General features: G+C 62.7%; 14 protein-coding genes. 3 read left to right on the top strand and 11 right to left on the bottom strand.

The features are described 5' to 3' along the window. Positions 1–101: 101 nt before the first annotated feature. On the bottom strand, positions 102–4,382 hold the full coding sequence (locus tag REH59_RS05445) for a DEAD/DEAH box helicase (protein ID WP_265536608.1): 4,281 nt from the start codon (positions 4,380–4,382) through the stop codon (positions 102–104). Between the two features lie 136 nt (positions 4,383–4,518). Between REH59_RS05445 and REH59_RS05450 the strand changes: the two genes are divergently transcribed. Then, on the top strand, positions 4,519–4,932 hold the full coding sequence (locus REH59_RS05450) for an NUDIX hydrolase (RefSeq protein ID WP_003254983.1): 414 nt from the start codon (positions 4,519–4,521) through the stop codon (positions 4,930–4,932). Here the strand turns inward: REH59_RS05450 and metR are convergent. Beyond that, positions 4,916–5,833: a transcriptional regulator MetR gene (metR, locus tag REH59_RS05455; protein WP_003254981.1), complete on the bottom strand. Its 918-nt coding sequence runs from the start codon at positions 5,831–5,833 to the stop codon at positions 4,916–4,918. The genes REH59_RS05450 and metR overlap by 17 nt on opposite strands. A gap of 195 nt (positions 5,834–6,028) precedes the next feature. On the opposite strand from metR, the gene REH59_RS05460 reads away from it, so the two are divergent. Continuing rightward, positions 6,029–7,024 carry an alpha/beta fold hydrolase gene (locus REH59_RS05460; RefSeq protein ID WP_003254979.1) on the top strand — a complete coding sequence of 332 codons (996 nt, stop codon included), beginning with the start codon at positions 6,029–6,031 and terminating at the stop codon, positions 7,022–7,024. A gap of 21 nt (positions 7,025–7,045) precedes the next feature. Here the strand turns inward: REH59_RS05460 and REH59_RS05465 are convergent, their stop codons facing one another. The 7 genes from REH59_RS05465 to REH59_RS05495 all read right to left on the bottom strand — a co-directional run bounded on the left by REH59_RS05465 (position 7,046) and on the right by REH59_RS05495 (position 13,915). Beyond that, the gene (locus REH59_RS05465; protein WP_003254977.1) at positions 7,046–7,381 is read right to left on the bottom strand and encodes a GlpM family protein; all 336 of its coding nucleotides are present in this window, start codon (positions 7,379–7,381) and stop codon (positions 7,046–7,048) included. Between the two features lie 23 nt (positions 7,382–7,404). Further along, a complete protein-coding gene (locus REH59_RS05470) occupies positions 7,405–8,682 on the bottom strand; it encodes a sigma-54-dependent transcriptional regulator (RefSeq protein WP_230678104.1) in 1,278 nt (425 codons plus the stop codon). 47 nt (positions 8,683–8,729) lie between these two features. After that, positions 8,730–10,634, bottom strand: a complete 1,905-nt coding sequence (locus tag REH59_RS05475) for a sensor histidine kinase (RefSeq protein WP_014861385.1) — start codon at positions 10,632–10,634, stop codon at positions 8,730–8,732. A 68-nt stretch (positions 10,635–10,702) separates the two neighbouring features. Beyond that, on the bottom strand, positions 10,703–11,437 hold the full coding sequence (locus REH59_RS05480; RefSeq protein WP_014861386.1) for an amino acid ABC transporter ATP-binding protein: 735 nt from the start codon (positions 11,435–11,437) through the stop codon (positions 10,703–10,705). Beyond that, entirely contained in the window at positions 11,434–12,105 is a 672-nt protein-coding gene (locus REH59_RS05485; protein ID WP_012051387.1) for an amino acid ABC transporter permease, read from the bottom strand. The genes REH59_RS05480 and REH59_RS05485 overlap by 4 nt, the downstream gene beginning before the upstream one ends. After that, complete coding sequence (locus REH59_RS05490; protein ID WP_014861387.1) at positions 12,106–12,852, bottom strand: amino acid ABC transporter permease; 747 nt, start codon at positions 12,850–12,852, stop codon at positions 12,106–12,108. It lies immediately after the preceding gene. 145 nt (positions 12,853–12,997) lie between these two features. After that, positions 12,998–13,915 carry a glutamate/aspartate ABC transporter substrate-binding protein gene (locus tag REH59_RS05495; RefSeq protein WP_012051389.1) on the bottom strand — a complete coding sequence of 306 codons (918 nt, stop codon included), beginning with the start codon at positions 13,913–13,915 and terminating at the stop codon, positions 12,998–13,000. Between the two features lie 332 nt (positions 13,916–14,247). Between REH59_RS05495 and REH59_RS05500 the strand changes: the two genes are divergently transcribed. Then, a complete protein-coding gene (locus REH59_RS05500) occupies positions 14,248–18,570 on the top strand; it encodes an NEL-type E3 ubiquitin ligase domain-containing protein (protein WP_320450405.1) in 4,323 nt (1,440 codons plus the stop codon). A gap of 27 nt (positions 18,571–18,597) precedes the next feature. On the opposite strand, the gene glpD is transcribed toward REH59_RS05500, so the two are convergent. Then, a complete protein-coding gene (gene glpD, locus REH59_RS05505; RefSeq protein WP_003254964.1) occupies positions 18,598–20,136 on the bottom strand; it encodes a glycerol-3-phosphate dehydrogenase in 1,539 nt (512 codons plus the stop codon). A 294-nt stretch (positions 20,137–20,430) separates the two neighbouring features. Beyond that, on the bottom strand, positions 20,431–21,186 hold the full coding sequence (glpR, locus tag REH59_RS05510; RefSeq protein WP_003254962.1) for a DNA-binding transcriptional repressor GlpR: 756 nt from the start codon (positions 21,184–21,186) through the stop codon (positions 20,431–20,433). Between the last annotated feature and the right edge of the window lie 88 nt (positions 21,187–21,274).

Here is a 21,274-nt window from a genome sequence, read left to right on the forward strand (position 1 = left end):
CGTAGGCGCGGGTTTACCCGCGAAGGGGCCGGGCCTGCTGGTCAATTTCTACCCGCCGGTCAGCGTTGCCGCCGCTACCGTATTCGCGGGTAAACCCGCTCCTACAGGGTGTCGCGCAGCAGTTTTTGCCGCCAGCTTTCCTGCTCCTGTGCGGACGCCTCGACCAGATACGCGTAACGCCCGGCCATCCGCACCGCCACCGGTATCCCGTCGCGATACAGAAGCCGGTTGCCAATCACTGCCGGCACTTTCGCCCCGGGCAGCAACGAGCCGATCAGGTTCAGCGGGTCACCGGCGCTCACCACCTGCAGCGTTCCGTCCGGTTCACGTCGTCTCACTTGCCGCAGCAACACTACCGCCTCAGGCAAGGCGAACTGTTCACCGGCCAGCCCGGCAATGAAGCGCCCGCCCCGGATCTCGCCACGCGCTTCCAATCGGTGATAGCAGCGCAGCAGCTCACGCCAGGGCGGCAGTACATCACTCTCGCGCGCCAACAGCCGCCAGCAGATCACGCCATAGCGGCGCAGCAGCGTGTGGGCAATGTGCTCCAGGCGCTGGTCGTGGTCCGGTGGCGCATCGCTGCGGCGCAGCAGGGCCCAACGTCCGGCATGCGCCATGCTGCTGGAAAGCGGCGGGTGGCCTCGGCGGCTGTTACGTGAGCTGCGCTTGGTTGCAGGCGTGATCAGGCTGCGCAAGCCAGTGAAACTGTCCGCCCCGGCCAGGCCCGAGCCCACCAGCTCCTGCAGTGCAGTTTCCAGTTCACTGGGCAGCAGGTGTGCCTCATGTGCCAGTTCATCGAAGAACAGCGCACCCTGGGTTTTCAGCGCTTCGTGCACACGTTGCGCACGTAGGCCAAGGGCGTCGACAGCAGGTGCGGGCGCCAGGCTGCGCCACGTGTTCAACTGGTCCCGCGGCAGCAACACCAGTGGGGTACTGGTCAACGTGCTGCTCGCCACTGTTGCCGCCAGCCGGCTCCAGGCAAACTGGCCGCTTCGGCAGGCTTCGTCGAGCCAGTGCGGACTGTAGTCTTTGATACGCGCCGGCAGCAGTTCCGCCTCCCAGGCCGCTGCGGCGCTGGGGAACCCTTGTAACTGGCCCAGCACTTCGGCCACCGCCTGCGGACCACGCAGGCGCTCGTCAGGCGCCAGGTGCTGCCAATCGAACAGAAAGCGCATGAAGTCTTGCAGGCTGACCGGTTCGATCTCGCGGCGCAGGCGTTTGACCGTGTAGCGGTGGATGCGCGCCAGCAAGTGGCGTTCGCACCATTGCAAGTCAGTTGCACCTGGGCTGAAATGCCCGCGCAGCACATAGCCTTCGGCTTCCAGGCGGGCCAGCGCCTGTTCGATATCGGTTACCGGTTTGCCCAATGGCGCAGCGATTTGCGCCAGGGTCTGTGGGCCATGGCCGCTCAGGCGGGCGCGCAGCAGTTCGCTCAGTGCGTTGTCGGGCTCGATGGGCTGGTCGAAGCCAGCGAGCCGTTCGAGCGCTGGCTCCCTGTGCGCTGTGGGGTACAGTGCCAGCAGCAGGTTCAGGCGTTCGCGGGCCAACCAGAGCTTGTCATCGGGCAGGCGCAAGGCACGCCCGGCCTTGGCCAGCTGCCTTAGCAGCACATCCCAGCAGGGGTTGGCATCTACCTCGACCTGACCGATGGCACCCAGGCCCATCAATGCTTCGTGCATTTCGTCGGGATTGGCCGGCTGTGGCCAGGCCTCAGCCACGACGGCAGCAATGGCATCAGCGTCCAGCGCGCCCAGGTCGTCGCTACTGTGCACGTCGTTCCAGCGCCGGTTGAGTACCGCCTGGGTACGTCGTTCTTCCAGTGGCGCATCGTCCAGAAAGGCATAAGGCCGGGCATTGAGAATTGCTGAAGCCAGCGGCGAGGGGGCGGGCAAATCCCTGCACAGCAAGCGCACTGCACCGCTTTCCATGCGCCGCAGCAGGGCCAGCCAGCCTTCGCTGTCCATTGCCTCGTGCAGGCAATCGTCAAGGGTTTGCTCGACCAGCGGATGGTCGGGAATCTGCCGCTCGCCGACGATGTTCTCCAGGCAGGCGATCTGGTCGGGGAACACGGCGGCAACCAGGTCCTCACTCTTCATGCGCTGGATTTGTGGCGCCACCTTGCGTCCGCCCACAAAGCGCGGCAGTGCCATGGCCACGCCTGCATTCCAGCGCCAGCGCACGCCAAACAGCGGTGCATCGAGCAGGGCCTGGATGAGAATCGGCTCGGCGCTGCGGCTGTTCAGGTAACGCCACACTTCGTCCAGCTCGAAACTGTGGCTGGTCGACAGTGACAGCACGATGGCGTCCTCGCTGGCGGCAGCCTGCAGTTCGAAGTTGAAGGTGCGGCAGAAGCGCTTGCGCAGGGCCAGGCCCCAGGCGCGGTTGATGCGGCTACCGTAGGGTGAATGAATGATCAGTTGGGTCCCGCCGGACTCATCGAAAAAACGTTCCATCACCAGCGTATCCTGCGAGGGCAGGGCGCCAAGCACTTCACGGGTGCGGGCCAGGTAGTCGAGCAACTGGCCCGCACAAGCTTCGTCCAGTTCGAAGGTCGCCTGCAACCAGGCCAGTACCTCCACCGTGTCGCCGCCTGCCAGCGCCAGTTGCTGGTCGATTCGCGCCTGCAGCCGGGCCACGGCGGCAGACAGCTCGTCACTGCGCCCCGGCGCTTCACCCAGCCAGAACGGAATGGTCGGTGGCAGGCCATGAGCATCCTCTACCCGCACCCGGCCCGGCTCGACGCGCAGAATGCGATAGGAGGCGTTGCCCAGCTGGAAAATATCGCCCGCAATGCTTTCCACGGCAAAGTCTTCATTGACGCTGCCGATGTTCAGCGCCTGCGGTTCCAGCAACACGGCGTAGTCGGCGTTGTCGGGGATGGTGCCGCCGCTGGTCAGCGCGGTCAGTTGGCTGCCACGTCGGCCACGCAGCGTGCCGCTCACTGCGTCACGGTGCAAGTAGGCACTGCGCACACCCTGGCGGCCGTTGTAGCCCTCGGCGAGCATGCGCAGCAGGGCCTGGTAGTGGTGCTGGTCAAGCTCGGCGTAAGGTGTGGCCTGGCGCAGGCAATCCAGCAGATCCTGTTCGTGCCAGGCCTGGTTGCTGGCTTCTGCGACGATCTGCTGGGCCAGCACATCCAGCGGTGCCCGGGGGATGTGCAGTGCGTCCAGTTCGCCCTGTCGAACGCAGTCAAGCAAGGCAACGCATTCGATCAGGTCATCGCGTGAGGTGGGGAACAGGCGCCCCTTCGGCACACCATCGACCTGGTGTCCAGCGCGGCCAACCCGTTGCAGGAAGCCGGCAATCGAGCCCGGCGAGGCGATCTGGCAGACCAGGTCGATATCGCCGATATCAATGCCAAGCTCCAGCGATGCGGTCGCGACCAGCACCTGGAGCTGGCCGCTCTTGAGCCGCTGCTCTGCATCCAGGCGCAGCGCTTTGGACAGGCTGCCATGGTGTGCGGCAACCGCCTCCTTGCCCAGCCGGTCGCTGAGGTGGCGTGTGATACGTTCGGCCAGGCGCCGGGTATTGACGAATACCAGCGTGGTGCGGTGTTCACGGGCAAGGGTGGCCAAGCGGTCATACACCAGGCCCCAGACATCAGTGGCCATCACCGCCCCCAACGGTACCGGCGGCACTTCGATGGCCAGGTCACGCTTGCGGGCATGGCCGATATCGACAATGGCGCAGGGGCGCCCGCTACCCACCAGAAACTGTGCCACCCGTTCAACCGGGCGTTGGGTAGCGGACAGGCCGATCCGCCGCAGTGGCTTTTTGCACAAGGCTTGCAGGCGCTCCAAGGTCAGGGCCAGATGGGCGCCACGCTTGTTACCGGCCAAGGCATGGATTTCGTCGACGATTACCGTGTGCACATGGGCCAGGCCTTCACGGCCAGAAGCCGAGCCCATCAGCACGTAAAGCGATTCGGGGGTCGTCACCAGAATGTGCGGGGCCAGCTTGCGCATGGCGGCGCGTTCCTTCTGCGGAGTATCGCCGGTGCGTACCGCCGTGGTGATGCGTGGGGCGTTCAGGCCTTGCTCTGCAATGGCTTGGCTGATGCCTTCGAGCGGGGCCTGCAGGTTCAGACGAATGTCATTGGACAGGGCCTTCAGAGGTGAAACGTAGATCACCAGTGTCTGTGCGGGCAGTTCGCCCTGGTGCTTCATGCCTTCACGCAGCAGCTCATCTAGCACGGCCAGAAAAGCGCTCAGGGTCTTGCCTGAGCCGGTCGGCGCGGCCAGCAGCATGGATTGCCCGGCGTGGATCAACGGCCAGGCCTGTGCCTGGGCATCGGTGACCGTGGCGAAGCGGCGGCGGAACCAGGTGCTGACGGCAGGGTGGAACAGCTCGAGCACCGGGTGGTGTTTGGCGGGCAGGTTCATGTGTTGTTTATGGAGGGTGTGCAACAGGTTGGCAAGGGGCCGCTCGTCTGCCAGGCCGACACAGGAATGACCGGCCTTGTCAGGCCAATGACCCCATGGGATCCTCGCGGGTCATTTTATTCAGCGAGCCCACTTCATGCCCAACATCATCCGCATCGCCGCCGCCCTGCTGATCGACCCTCAGGGCCGCACGCTGCTGGTGCGCAAGCGTGGCACCGAGGCTTTCATGCAGCCAGGCGGCAAGATCGATGCCGGTGAAACGCCGGTACAGGCGCTGGTGCGCGAGTTGCAGGAGGAACTGGGCCTGCGCATCGACCCGGCTCAGGCCATGCACCTGGGCCAGTTCAGTGCCCCCGCCGCCAACGAACCAGGCTTCGAAGTGCAAGCTGAACTGTTCCGTGTCGACAGCGCCGCTGCCGTGGTGCCGGCCGCAGAGATCGAGGAGGTGGTCTGGCTGGCTGCAGATCAGGCGCCCGTCATGCCACTGGCTCCCCTGACCCGCGACTTGATCCTGCCGCTGTATCGCCAGGCGCTCAACGCACCGCGCTGACGCCGTCGAGGGTAGCGAACGAGGTGTCCTTGGCCGTCAGCAAAAAGTCGCGCATGTACGGGGCATCGAGCATGTCGGTGCGTACGGCGGCATAAAGCGTGGCAAACAGGCCTTTCTCGCCGAGGCGTTTGCCCTTCACATAGCCGCGCGAGCTGTACTCGTGCAGCGCCCAATGCGGCATGCCGCATACGCCACGGCCGCTGGCCACCAGTTGCATCATCATCACCGTCAGCTCCGAGGTACGCACGGCGGCTGGCTCGATATCGGCCGGCTCCAGGAAGCGCGTGAAGATGTCCAGGCGATCGCGCTCCACCGGGTAGGTGATCAGCGTCTGGTCGAGCAAGTCTTGCGGCACGATGTAAGGCTTGCTGGCCAGCGGGTGCTGGTTGGCCACTGCCAGCATCGCCTCGTAGGTGAACAGCGGCACGTAAGTGATGCCTGCCAGGTCCACCGGGTCGGAGGTCACCACCAGGTCAAGGTCGCCGCGGGCCAGGGCCGGTAGCGGGGCGAAGGCAAAGCCCGAGGCCAGGTCCAGTTCCACTTCCGGCCAGGCATCACGGAACTGGTCGATGGTCGGCATCAGCCACTGGAAGCAGCTGTGGCATTCGATAGCCATGTGCAGGCGTCCGGCAGTGCCTCCGGCCAGGCGTGCGATGTCACGTTCGGCACTGCGCAGCAACGGCAGGGTGGCATCAGCCAGTTGCAGCAGACGCAGCCCGGCGCTGGTGAAGCGGATTGGCTTGGTCTTGCGCACGAAAATCGGGAGGCCCAGGCGCTCTTCCAGCTCCTTGAACTGGTGCGACAACGCCGACTGGGTCAGGTGCAGGCGTTCGGCGGCCTCCACCAGGCTGTCGGCTTCGCGCAGGGCATGAAGGGTTTTCAGGTGACGGATCTCCAGCACAGATGACTCCGGGGTGTGGAATTGAAGAAACAGGGAATGAATTGAGTTTCTCTCATGATGCGGCATCTGTCGACTGGGCGATCGTCGCACCGCCTGGCGGGAGTCATGAAACTGTCACCGAACTGTGGCAGCGCGCCCGAACAGAATTCATCAGACTCGCGCTCTACTGGGGATCTGCATTCTGGTGTTTCTTTCATGCGGGCTTTTTGGCTTTTTCTTTTCTTCCTGTTCAGCGTTCCGGCGAGTTTCGCCGAACAGCGCTGTGACGCCCAGGTGCCGGTGCAGCGTGCCGAACTCGGTGCCGTCAGCCTGGTGTACCAGAGCGTCGGTGCGCCACGCGACCCGGCCTTGCTGCTGGTCATGGGCTTGGGCGGGCAGCTGATTCATTGGCCAGATGATGTGGTCGAGGCATTGTGCCGCCAAGGTTTTCGGGTGATCCGCTATGACAACCGCGATGTCGGCCTGTCCCGCTGGAACCAGGTACCACCGCACGCCAACCTGACGCTCGAACTGTTGCGTTACAAGCTGGGCCTGCCCGTGTCGGCGCCCTACACGCTGACTGATATGGCCGATGACGGCTTGCGCCTGATGGACGCGTTGGGCGTGCGCCAGTTTCATGTACTGGGGGTGAGCATGGGCGGCATGATTGCCCAGCACCTGGCGGCGATGGCGCCCGAGCGTGTGCGCAGCCTGACGCTGGTCATGTCCAGTTCAGGGGCGGCGGGGCTGCCGGCGCCGGCCCCGGCGTTGGTGCAGTTGCTGGCCCGGCGCAGCGCGCCGAACCGTGAAGTGGCTATCGAGCAGCAGGCCGACCTGCTGGCGGCCTTGGGCAGCCCTGAGGTACGAGACGACCGCGAAGTGCTGCTGCAGCAGGCGGCGCAGGCCTACGACCGGGCGTTCAACCCTGACGGGGCCAAGCGCCAGATCATGGCGATACTGGCCGAGCCGAGCCGCGTCGAGTTGCTCAACCAGTTGCGAGTGCCGACCCTGGTGGTACACGGCACGGCTGATCCGTTATTGCCGGTGATGCATGGCGTGCACCTGGCGGCGCATATCCAGGGCAGCCAGTTACGCTTGATCCCGGGGTTGGCGCACCGTTTTCAGGAGCCGTTCAAGGCGCCGTTACTGGGGGCGGTGTTGCCTTATTTGCAGGCGCACAGGCAAGCGGTCACGCACATCGCAGGGCTCTGAATCTGCGCTGGCTGCTTTCGATCAGTGCATCCGCACCCACACAGTCACCAGCACAGTCGCGGCGATCAGCCAGGCCAGCGTGGCCAGCGCCATCGATGCCTCGAGGCGCAAGCGGTCGACCAGTACATACAGGGTTGCCAGGTACACGAAATACGGAATGATCGACCACATGCCAAACAGGATGGTGGTCTTGAGGTCGGCAATGCTGCGCCCCTTGCCGACGATGTAGTGGGCAATCAGGGCAAAGGTGGGGAACAGCGGCACCAGCCCCGCGATGTAGTAGTTGCGCGTTTTCGACAGCACCGCCAGCAACAGCACCACGCCTGCGCCCAGGGCCGCTTTGAATACCAGGTCCACGTTGTTTTCCAGTTTGGGTTCAGTCAGGCGAGGCCGTATTTTTTCACTTTGTCGAACAGCGTGGTCTTGGCCATGCCCAGCTCCTGGCTGGCCTGGCTCAGGTTGCCGCCCGTGCGTTGCAGGGCATCAGTGAGCAGGTTGCGTTCGAATGCTTCCACCGCCTCGGCAAAAAGCAGGCCTTGGTTGGCACCTCCGCTGGGGCCTTTCTTGAAGGCTGGCAGGCCGAGGGCATAGCGTTCGGCCACGTTGCGCAACTCGCGCACGTTACCCGGCCAGTCATGGGCCATCAGGCGCGACAGGGTCTGGCTGTCCAGTGTCGGTGTTTCGCGGTCGAAGCGCAGGGCCGACTGCTGCAGGAAATGTTCGAACAACTGCAGGATGTCTTCACGGCGCTCACGCAGCGGCGGCAGCTCCAGGGTGACCACGTTCAGCCGGTAATACAGGTCGCTGCGGAACTGGCCGCTCTGGCCCAAGGCATCGAGGTCGGCCTTCGTCGCGGCGATCACCCGGCAATCCACCGGGATGCTCTGGTTCGAGCCCAATCGCTCCAGGGTGCGCTCCTGCAGCACGCGCAGCAGCTTGATCTGCAGGTTGATCGGCATGCTCTCCACTTCATCGAGGAACAGCGTGCCGCCATTGGCGTGTTCGATTTTGCCGATGCGGCGTTTGCCGGCTCCGGTGAAGGCGTTGGCCTCGTGGCCGAATATCTCGCTTTCAAACAGGTTTTCCGGCAGGCCGCCACAGTTCAGTGCCACGAACGGGTGGCTCTGGCGACGGCTGAAGTCGTGCAGGCAGCGCGCGACCAGCTCTTTGCCGGTGCCGGTCTCACCTTCGATCAGCACGTTGGCTGAGGTGTCGGCGACGTTGGCGATCAGTTCGCGTAAGTGCTCCATGGCCGGTGAGCGACCAATGATGCGTCCCTCCAGACTGCTCTGCTCGGCCAGTTGGCGGCGCAGGGCCACCACTTCGCGTGACAGCCCGCGCTGTTCCAGCGCGCGGCGTACCACATCGACCAGGCGCTCGGGGGAGAACGGTTTTTCCATGAAGTCGTAGGCGCCGTTACGCATGGCGCCGACGGCCATGTCGATATCGCCATGGCCAGTGATCAGCACCACCGGCAGGCTGCGGTCACGGGCCTTGAGGCGATTGAGCAGCTCCAGGCCATCAATACCCGGCAAGCGGATATCGCTGACGACAATGCCGGCGAAATCGTCGCCAATGCGCTCCAGCGCCTGTTCGGCGCTGCCCACGCCCTCGCAGGCGATATCCTCCAGGGCCAGCGCCTGCTGGCAGCCGAGCAGCACATGCGGGTCGTCTTCGACGATCAGGACGGTAAGAGGCGCTTGGTTCATGGATGCTCTGCCGATTCGCTAGGGGGGGAAACCAGGGGCAAGGCCAGGACGAAGGCTGTGCCGCCGGTGGCGGGATGCTCGACGTTGAGGCTTCCCTTGGCGGCGGCGGCAAGGGAAGCCGACAAGGTCAGGCCCAGGCCCAGGCCATGCTCGCCCGGTTTGGTGGTAAAGAAGGGTTCGAACAGGTGCTTGCGCGCTTCGGCGTCAATGCCGTGGCCGTTGTCGCGCACCTGCAAACGGTACTTGTCGCCCTGCAACTCGCCTTCCAGCCACAGCTCAGGCTGCGGTTGCGCGGCCATCGCGTCAAGGGCGTTGCCGATCAGGTTGACCAGAATCTGCTCCAGGCGGGTCTGGTCGATGGCCAGTTGCTGGTCCTCGAACTGGTGGTGCAATTGCAAGTGACAGGCACTGACGCGGTTGGCCAGCACCTGCAGGGTGGCCTCTACCGCCTTGGCCAGTGAAGCCTGGCCGCTGTCATCGCCGCGCCGGGCGAACGAGCGCAGGCTGGCGGTGATGCGGCCCATGCGGTCGATCAGGTCATTCATGGTGCGCAGGTTGGTGCTGGCGGTTTCCAGCGCCCCGCGCTCAAGGAAGCGCACCGTATTGCCAGACAAGGTGCGCAGCGCAGCCAAGGGTTGGTTCAGCTCGTGGGCAATGCTGGTAGACATTTGCCCGATGGCGGCCAGCTTACCTGCTTGCACCAGCTCATCCTGGGCGTGGCGCAAGGTCTGTTCGGCATGCCGGCGCTCGCGAATCTGGCCCTTGAGGCGTTCGTTGCTGGCGCGCAGGTCGGCGGTGCGTTCGGCAATCCGCCGCTCCAGCTGGCTGTTGGCCTCTTCAAGGGCTTCGCGGGCCGCCAGGCGTGTGGCGATCACTTTGCGCCGCTCGTTCCAGGCAATGCCGAGGATCGCCAGCAAGGCAAAGGCCACGCCCACCAGAATGCCCTGCACCATGGATTCGCGACGCAGGTCCTGCAGTGGGGTCAGCAGGGTGAAATGCCAGGGCGTGTCGACCAGGCGCCTGGTTTGCGCCAGGTAGGCCACTTCGTGCGGTTTGCCATGAGCGGTTTCGGTGTTGGCCGGGAAGGTCAGCTTTTCCACACCATCGGCCAGGGTTTCCCGGGCCAGAGGCTGCAATTCGTTCAGCGGCCACCAGTAGTACTGCAGGCTTCGCGCCAGGCGCTCCTTGATTTGCGGGGTCAGCGGGCGCACCGACTTAAGACGCCGGGCCGGGTCGCTGGAGAGAATGATGATGCCATTCTCGTCGCTGACGAACGCCTCCAGGCGGGCACGCTGCCAGCGCTCCTCGAGGGTGTCCAGGCGCACCTTGATCACCGCAACGCCTATGATCTTGCCGTGCTCCTCCAGTCCATGGGCCAGGTAATAGCCAGCCTCGCCAGTGGTACTGCCGATGCCGTAGAACCGTCCTGGCTCGCCGCGCACGGCAGTCTGGAAGTAGGCGCGGAACGACAGGTCTTCACCCAGGAACGAGTCGGCATCGCGCCAGTTGCTGGTGGCCTGTACCCGGCCATTGGTGTCGAGGACGAAGATGGCCCGACTGCGACTGCGACGGTTCAGGCCTTCAAGGTATTCGTTGACCGTCTGGCGTGAGGCGCCGTCCGGGTCGGTGAGCAGGTGCGAGACGCTGTCTTCCAGCTCCAGCAGGCTCGGCAAGTAGGTGTACTTGCTGATTTCGCTTTCGACCGTGCGTGCGTGCAGCTCCAGCTGGCGTTCGCCGTTTTCGCTGAGGGTGCGGATACCATTGCTCTCGCTGATCAGGTAGCCAGCCATTCCCAGGCCGACCATCAGCAGGATGATCAGTGGTGGTAACAGCAATTGACGGATCAGGCGGGAATTCACGGCAGGCTTGGCAGGGCGAAGTAGCGAGGGATCGCATTTCATCACAGTGGCCTTGTTACGACCAGCTTCCGCTGCCTGGTGGGTCCGTGGCAGCGGAAGCTGTGGCCGGGTCAGTGCTGCAGGATCTTGCTGAGGAAGTGCTGGGTGCGCTGGTCGCGGGCGCTCTGGTCACCGAAGAACGCTTCCTTGGTGCAGTCTTCGATGATACTGCCCTTGTCCATGAAAATGACCCGGTTGGCGACTTTGCGGGCAAAGCCCATCTCGTGGGTTACGCACATCATGGTCATGCCTTCTTGGGCCAGTCGAACCATCACGTCCAGTACCTCGCTGACCATTTCCGGGTCCAGTGCCGAGGTGGGTTCGTCGAACAGCATGACGATCGGGTCCATCGCCAGGGCGCGGGCGATGGCCACGCGCTGCTGCTGGCCACCGGAGAGCTGGCCGGGGTGTTTCTTGGCATGGGCACTGAGGCCTACACGCTCGAGCAGCGCCAGGCCCTTCTTGGTGGCTTCCGCCTCGCTGCGGCCCAGCACCTTGCGCTGGGCAATGGTCAGGTTCTCGGTGATGGTCAGGTGCGGGAACAGCTCGAAGTGCTGGAACACCATGCCCACGCGCGAGCGCAGCTTGGGCAGGTTGGTCTTCGGGTCGGCAATCGAAGTGCCATCGACCACGATGTCGCCCTTTTGGAACGGCTCCAGCGCGTTGACGCACTTGATCAGGGTGGACTTGCCCGAGCCCGACGGGCCACAGACCACCACCACCTCACCTTTCTTGACCTCGGTGCTGCAGTCGGTCAGTACCTGGAAGTCGCCGTACCACTTGTTGACGTTCTTGATGGAAATCATACGGTGATCCTTTTTTGCAGGCGCTTGACCAGCCACGAAGCGGAGAAGCTGATGAGGAAGTAGACGACGCCGGCGAAGATCAGGAACTCATGGGAGCGCCCGATGATGTCGCCGTTGGAGCGTGCCGAGTTGAGGAAGTCGACCAGGCCCACGGTGTATACCAGCGAGGTGTCCTGGAACAGGATGATGCTCTGCTGCAGCAGCAGCGGGGTCATCTTGCGGAAGGCCTGGGGCAGGATGATCAGGCGCATGGTCTGCGCGTAGTTCATGCCCAGCGCTTGTGCGGCGCCCATCTGGCCCTTGGAGATCGACTGCACACCGGCGCGGACGATTTCGCAGAAATACGCGGCCTCGAACATCATGAAGGCGACCACGCAGGAGGTGAAGGCACCCACCGGGGTATCTTCGCCGGTGATCCAGCGGAGCACGAACGGCACCGCCAGGTAGAACCAGGTGATCACCAGCAGCAGCGGGATCGAGCGGAAGTAGTTGACGTAGGCACCGGCCAGGTTCGACAGCAGTTTGCTTGACGACAGGCGCATCAGGGCCAGGATGGTGCCCAGCACGATACCGCCGATGACACCCATGACCATCAGTTTGAGGGTCATGACCATGCCCTCCCAGAGGGCAGGCAGGGCAGGGATGATTTCGCTGAAATCCATTTCCATTTACTTGCCCCCCACGGAAATCAGGCCAGGCACGGCGACTTTCTTCTCGACCATGCGCATGAGCAGCATCAGGCCCATGTTCAGGGTGAAGTAGATCAGCGTGGCCAAAGTGAACGCCTCGAACAGGTTGGCGGAAAACTCTGCGGTCTGTTTGGTCTGCGCCAGCAGCTCCATCAGGCCGATCAGCGACGCCACCGAGGAGTTCTTGAACACGTTGAGGAACTCGGAGGTGAGCGGCGGAATGATGATCCGGTAGGCCTGCGGCAGCAGCACATTGTTGTAGATCTGCGGAAGGCTGAAGCCCATGGCGCGGGCGGCAGCTTCCTGGCCTTTGGGCAGCGCCTGGATACCGGTACGCACTTGCTCACAGACGCGCGCGGCGGTGAACAGGCCCAGGCAGACGACCACACTGATCAGCGCTGAAGTGGTCGGGTTGAGGTCCTGCTTGAACCATTCCTGCAAGCCTTCTGGCAACAGGTCCGGCACCAGGAAGTACCAGATGAACAGTTGCACCAGCAGGGGCACGTTGCGGAACAGTTCCACGTAGGCGGTGGCGATACCCGATACCAGGCGGTTCGGTACGGTGCGCATGACACCGAGGACTGACCCCAGCAGCAGCGCGATGATCCAGGCGGTGATGGCGATGGCGATGGTCCAGCCCAGGCCGGTGATGTACCAGTCCAGATAGGTTTCGCTGCCCACGCCGGTGGACTTGAAGAACACGCCCCAGTCCCAGTTGTAATTCATCGGGATTTCCCCTCAGACGGTTGTTTCACGGGCACCTTCGAGCATCCGGGGGCGCAAGGCGCCCTCGGATGAAAGGTTAGACACTAATGAGTGGCCTGCAGAATTGATTCGTGCTCGTGAGCACCAGGCCACTATTTACTGAGGATCAGGACTTCTTCTCGTCCGCAGCCTTGTCGGTCGGCTCGGCGATCAGTTTTTTCAGCTCGTCGCTCATCGGGAACTGGAGGTTCAGGCCCTTTGGTGGAATCGGCTGCTGGAACCACTTGTCGTAGCTTTTGTTGACTTCGCCCGACTTGAAGTAGGCCACGATGGCGTCGTCGACCGCTTTCTTGAACGCAGCGTCTTCCTTGCGCACCATGCAGCCGTAGATTTCGTACGACTGTGGCGTACCGGTGATGACCCAGTCCGCTGGCTTGCGCGCCTTGGCCATTTCACCGGCGAGCAGGGCGTCGTCCATCATGAAGGCCACAGCGCGGCCGCTTTCGAGCATGTTGAAGGCTTCACCGTGGTCCTTGGCGGAAATCACGTTCATCTTCATCTGCTTGTCGGCGTTCATCGCCTTGAGGATGCGCTCGGAGGTGGTACCGGCGGTGGTCACCACGTTCTTGCCGGCCAGGTCCGGGAAGTCTTTGTATGCCGGCTGACCGTCCTTGACCTTGGTCAACAGGCGGGTACCGACTTCGAAGATGCCGACCGAGAAGCCGACTTGCTGCTGGCGCTCGACGTTGTTGGTGGTGGAGCCGCACTCCAGGTCGACGGTGCCGTTCTGCACCAGCGGAATACGGGTTTGCGAGGTGACCAGGTTGTAACGGACCTTGATGTCCGTGCCCAGTTGCTTTTTCAGCGCGTCGACGACGGCCAGCTGGATGTCATGCGAGTAACCGACGGGCTCGGGTTTGCCGGCCAGGTAGGAAAATGGAATGGAGGAGTCGCGGTGCCCCAGTGTGATGGTGCCCGATTCCTTGATCTTCTTCAGGGTGCCGGTGAGCTCCTCGGCCATGGCCGGCGAAGCGATGACTGCAGCCGCGATGGCTGCGCCCAGCAATTGACGAACGATACGCATCAAATTTTCCTCGACGTGTTTGTTTTTTTTATGGAGCCGTTGGCGGACTCTTCGTTCAACGAATACAGCAAGAAGCGGGTGCATTCGGCTACCAAGTGTAGAGCATGACTCGTGCCAAGCCTTGCTGTCGACCTTAAACCGCTTGTATTGCTCGCGCTTGACAGTCTCGACATCCCTCCGGGGTTCGCCAGGCCGAATAAATAGCGTTTGCTCGTTCGGTTATCCGAACGCATGGGTTGCCGCACATCCAGATATCGCGTGTGGTAACTATGCAGTGCGCGGCAAGGGCGCAGACGTAGTGTGCTCTGCTCTTTGCCTGGAGAGCTCCACAGATGTCACCGCACCGGCCCCCGAACGATTCCATCGATAGCCTGATTGCCCAAAACTTGCCTGGATGGCTAGTCGACCACGCGCAACCGGAAAGGCTCGATGCGTTACGAAACGCCCTGCGGCGGCAGGCGAACTGCAATGCGCGGCTTGGCCCGATCCTCCAGGCCATCCCTTCTTTGCAGGCCTACGCAGCAGCGTTGCTCAAAACGAAACTGCGCAAGAGCGGCTTCAGCAACCCGGACGTGACGGGCTGGAGGGTAAGGGTCTCGCAGCGGCTGTTGCTGCCCAGCGCTTCGCCTGTGCTGCTGCGGCCCACCTATGTTCGTCGTTCCAGGCGGTCATTGCTGGAGGCGGCGCTGCATAACTATCATCGCAGGGAGACACGCCCCGGGCTCACGCTCAAAGGTGAACTGGTCGATGGCAACGGTAACCGCCTGCCGATGAGCTTCCACGCGTTTGCCTCCGCATGTCGCGAGGTTGACGCAGGGGGCAAGTACCAGGCGTTGCTCACCCACCATCTACAGCCTGAAGATGGCCCGGAGGATGAGCCGGGCCAGGCCGTTTCCCGCTTGCACGGGCTGTTCGAAGCGAGTTTCAAGGCCCATTTCGAGGTGGCGATGCGGGTCGCTGCGTTGAAACAGGACATTGACGAGCGCACGTATTTTTTTCTGTTGCCGCTTATTGCCGAAAAGCCGGTGGTGCCTGCGCTGGTTGGCACTGTGGTTCCCCGACAGTTGTACCTGCTGGGCCGCCCGGTTCAAGGCGTGCTGACACTGGAAGTGCATCCGTCAGCTGAGGGCGCAGTGGAGTCGGTGGTGCTCTGGGTACCCGATGACCCTCATCAGCCCGTCTCCCGTCATGCCAGCTGGGATGCACTCGACAAGTACCTCGGTAAGCGCTTCCGTGCGCCGGCCTATCGGCGCTTTTTCGCGCGCTTCATTACCGAGCGTGAGCGCATCAATTTCTATCGGGTATTGAACGAACGGGTTGCGCAGGCATCGGCAGCCGGGGTGGAACTCGACGCCCGTTCTGCACCGATCACTGACGCACCGTTCGTACACCTGCGCCGGCAACACCTTGCCAAGATCAGGGATGACGCCAAGGTGCTCGCCGTGCCCACCGATGTCGAAGATGACGAAGACCGCGAAGCGCGCATGCAGGGCTACAAAGAGCTGGGTATGAACTTGCTGAATGTGGCGGGGGCCTTCGTGCCTGTGCTTGGCGAAGTGCTGCTGGTGGCAAATGCGGTTCAGATTGCTGACGAAGTGTATGAAGGGTATGAAGATTGGCGCATGGGTGATCGCGAAGGGGCGTTGAACCACCTGTTCAACGTTGCCGAGAATGTCGTGCTCGGCGGGATGATCGCAGCCGGCAGCCAAGTGGCCGTGCGTGCCCTTGAGCGTCTGGCCTTCGTGGATGACTTGGCACCGGTGTGCACCTCCGCAGGCAAGGTCAGGCTCATGGCCACGGATCTGCCCGGTTACGATGCCCAACCATTGCGTGGTGCTGGCGCACAGGAATGGTTATGGCACCTCGATGAGGGGCGTTATCGGGTGATGGAGGATCCGCAGGATGGTCGCTCCAGGATCCTGCACCCTGGTCGTCCCAGGGCCTACCGGCCGGCGATAGAGCAGAATGGCGCCGGTGGCTGGCGCCATGAACTCGAAACTCCACAGTACTGGGAAGGGCGGGCCAACCTGGTGCGCCGCCTGAGTACGCCCCTGGCAGAGCTACCGGAACCGACATGCGACTACCTGCTCCAGGTGACAGGGCTGAGTGAAGCGCAGATTCGCCGTTTACACGTTGAGCACATGGGCGCACCTGCACGGTTGCTCGATGCCCTGGAGCTTTATCAGGCACATGAATTACACCCGGACTTCAGCGCGCCGCGACTGGCGCAGTACGTTGCTGATCGGCAAGTGCAGCCCAATGGCATCGAGCGGATATTGCGGCGCACTTTCCCCGGCCTGTCGGCTCGCTGTACTCGTGAGCTGCTTCAGCAATGCAGTGGTGCGCAGCTCGATACACTCAGCACCGCGCAGCGGATCCCTTTGGCAGTGGCCGAGCGTGCACGATGGTCGCTGCGCGAAAGCCGTCTGGACAGGGCCTGTGCCGGTTTGCGCCTGCCGCGTTGCGTCAATCCGGACACCGAACGCCTGGCTTTGGGCTTGCTCGAGCGTCAGCTGAAATGGCCGGACACCCTGCGCATCGAACTGCGCGAAGGTAGCCCGAGTGGCCGGTATCTGGCCGGTATCGGCGCAGAGTCTGCGCAGGATGTACGGTGTATCGTGCGCCGCGGCGACGGCTATCGCTACGCCGGTCAAGGTACATCCGGCCCCTACCTGGCGGCACTGTTGGCTGCGCTGGACGAGACGCAGACAGCCGATCTCGGCGATGCCGCTGTCAGTCCAGGCGCCCTGGGCTCGTTGCTGATCGAGGCCGCTGCCGGGGATCGCACCCAAGCGGCTGAGCTCTGTGGCATGCCACGTCTGGGTGTTGGCCTGCGACCCCCGACCCGTTTTGGAGATGGGCGTATCGGGTATGCCTTGAGTGGGCGAGGCGAGAGCAGTCGGCGTGCCATAGGGCGTGGTATTCACCAAGTGTTTCCGACGATGACAGACGGGGAGCTACAAGCCTATCTGCTTGACCTCATGGAGCGGCGAGTAGGGTTGTGGGAGCACTACAGCCAGCTCACGGGGCAGTTGGCGCGCCTGCGTCAGAGCCTGCGCCAGTGGCGCAGGGATGCCAGTAACCCACTGGACGCGCTACGCCGCCGTCGGGTCGCTACTGCCGTACGGCGAAGCTGGCGGCGCAAGATAACCGACGAGGCCGGGGACTACGCGCTGATCATCAGCGGAGAGCGTATCGGGAGTCTGCCCGAATTACCGGAGGGGGTGAGCTTTGATCATGTGCGACGGCTGATCCTCAGTGACCTGGGCCTTGGTGAAATCAATGCGGACTTTCTTCGCCGTTTTCCCAACCTGATTGAACTCGACCTGTCCGGCAATCGCCTGACTGCGATCCCTCACGGCATTGAACATTTGCCCCGCCTGCGGCAGCTAAACCTGCGTCGCAACAGCGTGATAATGGATGAGGCCGGTGAATTGCGTCTTGCCGGGATGAGTGCGCTGCGGTACCTGGACCTCAGCCACAACCCGTTGGGAAGGGCGCCGGTACTGACGCGCCTGGGCAATTTGCGTGAAGTCAACTTGCGCTCTGCCGGCCTGGAGGCGTTGCCTGAGCAGATTTCATTTCGTGCCCATGTGGACGTGCGTAACAACAACATTCGCACGCTGCGCCGAGAGTTGCAGCAGCTGCGCCTGCAGGTGCACCAGTTGTCCTTGCACGATAATCCACTTGGCGAAGCTGACGCATTACTGCTTGATGAGGCACGAGGTGTAACCCCAGGGCAGTGGGGGTCAGCGTCCGCACGCCATCGCGCCATTGACAGTGACCTGTTCAATACCTGGGCCAACAGCACAGCCGACGCTGAACGTGATCGCCAGCAGGCCATATGGACAGCGCTGCTTGAGGAACCGCATTCAGATGGAATGTTCCGCTTTCTGGCAGACTTCGTCCACGGCGAGGACTTTGAACAGCACCCTGGGCATTACCGCAGCCGAATCTGGCGGATTCTGGAAACGTGTGAGCAGCACGAGCAGTTGCGTCATCAATTGTTTCTCGAGGCATCTGGCCGGCGCAGTTGTGAGGACCGCCTGCTGCTGTTGCTGGAGCAGATGGAAATTGGGGTTCTGGTGCTGCGCGCCGTCGAAGATGCTCATGGCAGCCGGATGGAAGCTCGTTTGCTGAGCCTGGCGCGTGGTTTGTTTCGCCTGGACGAGGTCGACCGCCACGCGACGTTGCACGTGCAACGCATGCATGCCGAGCACGCCCCACATATCGATGAAATCGAGACAAGGCTTTTTTACCGACAGCGGCTTGCGCGTCCGTTGGGCTTGCCGATCGAGCTCGACGAAATGCACTACCCAAGTTTTGCAAACGTTACCACCAGCGACCTGCTGCGGGTCCAGGACGCGGTTCTGCAAAATGAGTCGACGGATGCCCTGATTGCCTCGTTGGCACAGCGGCCTTTCTGGGAGCAATACGCGCGCGAGTTTCATGCGCAGCGATTTGAAGACCTGGTACAGCCACTGCACCAGCGGATGGAGGCCCTGCAGGCTCAGGTAGATGAGCAAGTGATCAGCGAAAACGAGTTTCTGCAACGCTGTGAAGCACTGAAGGCTGATTTCGATCGCAGCGAGCGGGCATTGCTGGCGCGGTTGGCGCGTGAAGCCTACGAGCGTTGGGCGAATACGCCCCCTTGACGGATCAAGAGGGCTTCACCGTCGGTATCAGGCTGCGCGGCTATTCGCGCGCACCTTGCGGGCTTGCTGCAGATACGCCTCCAGGGCCATCTGCTCCTGTGCAGTCAGCGACAGGCCCAGCTTGGTGCGACGCCAGATAATGTCAGCGGTTTGCTCTGCCCATTCCTCTTCCAGCAGGTAGTCCACCTCGCGGGTGAACAGCCCGGCCCCGATAGCCTGCCCGAGGTCTTCGGGGCCGTGAACGCCATCGAGCAGTCGCCACACACGGCTGCCATAGGTGAGCACCCAGCGTTTGGCCAGGTCTACAGGCAACCAGCCGCACCGTGCCAGTACGGCATCGATCAGCGCCTGTACCGTTGTCATGCCCTCTGCGCCCGGCAGTGGCGCACTGGCGGTCCAGGGGCCGCGCATCTGGGTGAAGAAGGGCTTGAGTTCAGCCATGGCCGATTCGGCCAGCTTGCGGTAGGTGGTGAGCTTGCCACCGAACACTGACAGCAGCGGTGCCTGGCCAGCTTCTGCCGAAAGGGCGAGTGTGTAGTCCCGGGTCACTGCCGAAGGGTTGTCCGACTCATCGTTGCACAACGGCCGAACGCCGGAGTAGGTATGCAGGATGTCGGCTTGGCTCAGTTGGTGGTTGAAGTGCTCATTGACGACCTTCAACAGGTAATGTGTTTCCTGCTCGGTAATGGCGACCGCGGCCGGGTCGCCGCTGTATTCCCGGTCAGTGGTGCCGATCAGGGTAAAGCGGTCCAGGTACGGGATGCAGAAGACGATGCGCTGGTCTTCATTCTGCAGAATGTAGGCATGTTCACCTTCATACAGGCGCGGCACGATAATGTGGCTGCCCTGGATCAGGCGGATGCCGTAAGGCGCATCGAGCTTGAGGTCGTCCTTGATGAAGCTGGCCACCCACGGGCCGGCGGCGTTGACCAGCGCGCGGGTATGGATCGTCTGGAGGCTACCGTCGGCGTGCTGCAGTTCTACCTGCCACAAGCCCTCTACACGTTCGGCGCGCAAGCAGCGGGTGCGGGTGTGGATGTGTGCGCCCAGCTCACGGGCCGCCATGGCGTTGAGTACTACCAGGCGGGCGTCATCGACAGCGCAGTCGGCGTATTCGAAGCCGCGGGTGATTGCCGGCTTCAGCGGGTAGCCCGGGCCGAAGCGCAGGCTACGCGAGGCGCCCAGGCGCTTGCGCTTGCCCAGGTGGTCGTAGAGGAACAGGCCGGCGCGGATCATCCATGCAGGGCGCAGGTGCGGGCGGTGCGGAAGCACGAAGCGCATAGGTTTGACGATGTGCGGGGCCTTGGCCAGCAGCACTTCGCGTTCAGCCAAGGCCTCGCGTACGAGGCGAAACTCGTAGTGCTCCAGGTAGCGCAGGCCACCGTGAATCAGTTTGCTGCTGGCTGACGACGTGTGTTGGGCCAGGTCGTCTTTTTCGCAAAGGAAGACCTTCAAGCCGCGACCAGCGGCGTCGGCAGCGATGCCCACGCCATTGATGCCACCGCCGATCACGACAAGGTCATAGCAGTCGGCTGTTGGGGGCTGGGACGAAACTGGCTGGGACACGGGCAAGGCCTCCTGGGGCTGTTCACATCGAATATGAACATTGATGTTCGTTTGCGAAAATATTAGCGCAACAGAAAGCCGGTCGCCAGTCAGTCTCTATAGAAAAAACTGATCAAATGACAACGAAGTGAACATTTCCGAAAATTTAGGGGGTGGCTTTGGCTATGGGGGGGGCTGTCTCAGGCATAACTGGCCCGAAACCGATGCAGGCGCGAGCCACGCTCGCGATGCGCCGCGCGGGCCGCACTTGATCTCACGGCCGCCACACATCTGGCGGCATGCACCCACCAGCCCTCAAACCACCTCAAGCCTGATCTTGTTCTGGTTCAACAATTGGGTAAGGGTGGGGGTTGGTGTCTGGTCGGTCACCAGGCAGTCGACCAGGTCGATCGAGCCCAGACGCACCATGGCATTGCGCCCGAACTTGCTGGAATCGGCCGCGAGGATCACTTGCCGCGCATTGGCGATGATGGCTTGCGACACCCGCACTTCCTGATAGTCGAAATCGAGCAGGCTGCCATCCTCGTCGATACCGCTGATGCCCACCAGGGCGAAGTCGACCTTGAACTGGTTAATGAAATCGACACTGGCCTGGCCGACTACACCACCATCACGGCGTACCGTGCCACCCGCGACCAGCACTTCGAAATCGTCCTTGGCGGCCAGGATCGCCGCCACGTGCAAGTTGTTGGTGATGACTTTCAGGTGGTTGTGGTTGAGCAGCGCCCGTGCGATCGATTCGGTGGTGGTGCCGATGTTGATGAACAGCGACGCATGGTCGGGAATCTGCCGGGCTACGGCGTCGGCAATGCGCTGCTTTTCGTCGCGCATCTGGTCGGCACGCATGGCGTAGGCGGTGTTCTCGATGCTCGAATCGTAAGCCGCGCCGCCGTGATAACGACGCAACAGGTTGAGCTCGGCAAGCTGGTTGATGTCGCGTCGGATGGTCTGGGGAGTGACAACGAACAGCTGCGCCATTTCCTCGATACTGACATAGCCGCGTTCGCGTACCAGTTCGAGGATTTGTTGTTGGCGAGGGGGCAGATTCATGGGCGGTCCTTTGGGGCTGCCGGACAAATTCTGCAATGATGCCGTAGGAAGGGGATGACGGCCAGTGGACGATTGGGGCCGCATGGCG

The sequence above is a fragment of the Pseudomonas sp. BO3-4 genome, assembly GCF_034044115.1.
Lineage (GTDB): Bacteria > Pseudomonadota > Gammaproteobacteria > Pseudomonadales > Pseudomonadaceae > Aquipseudomonas > Aquipseudomonas alloputida.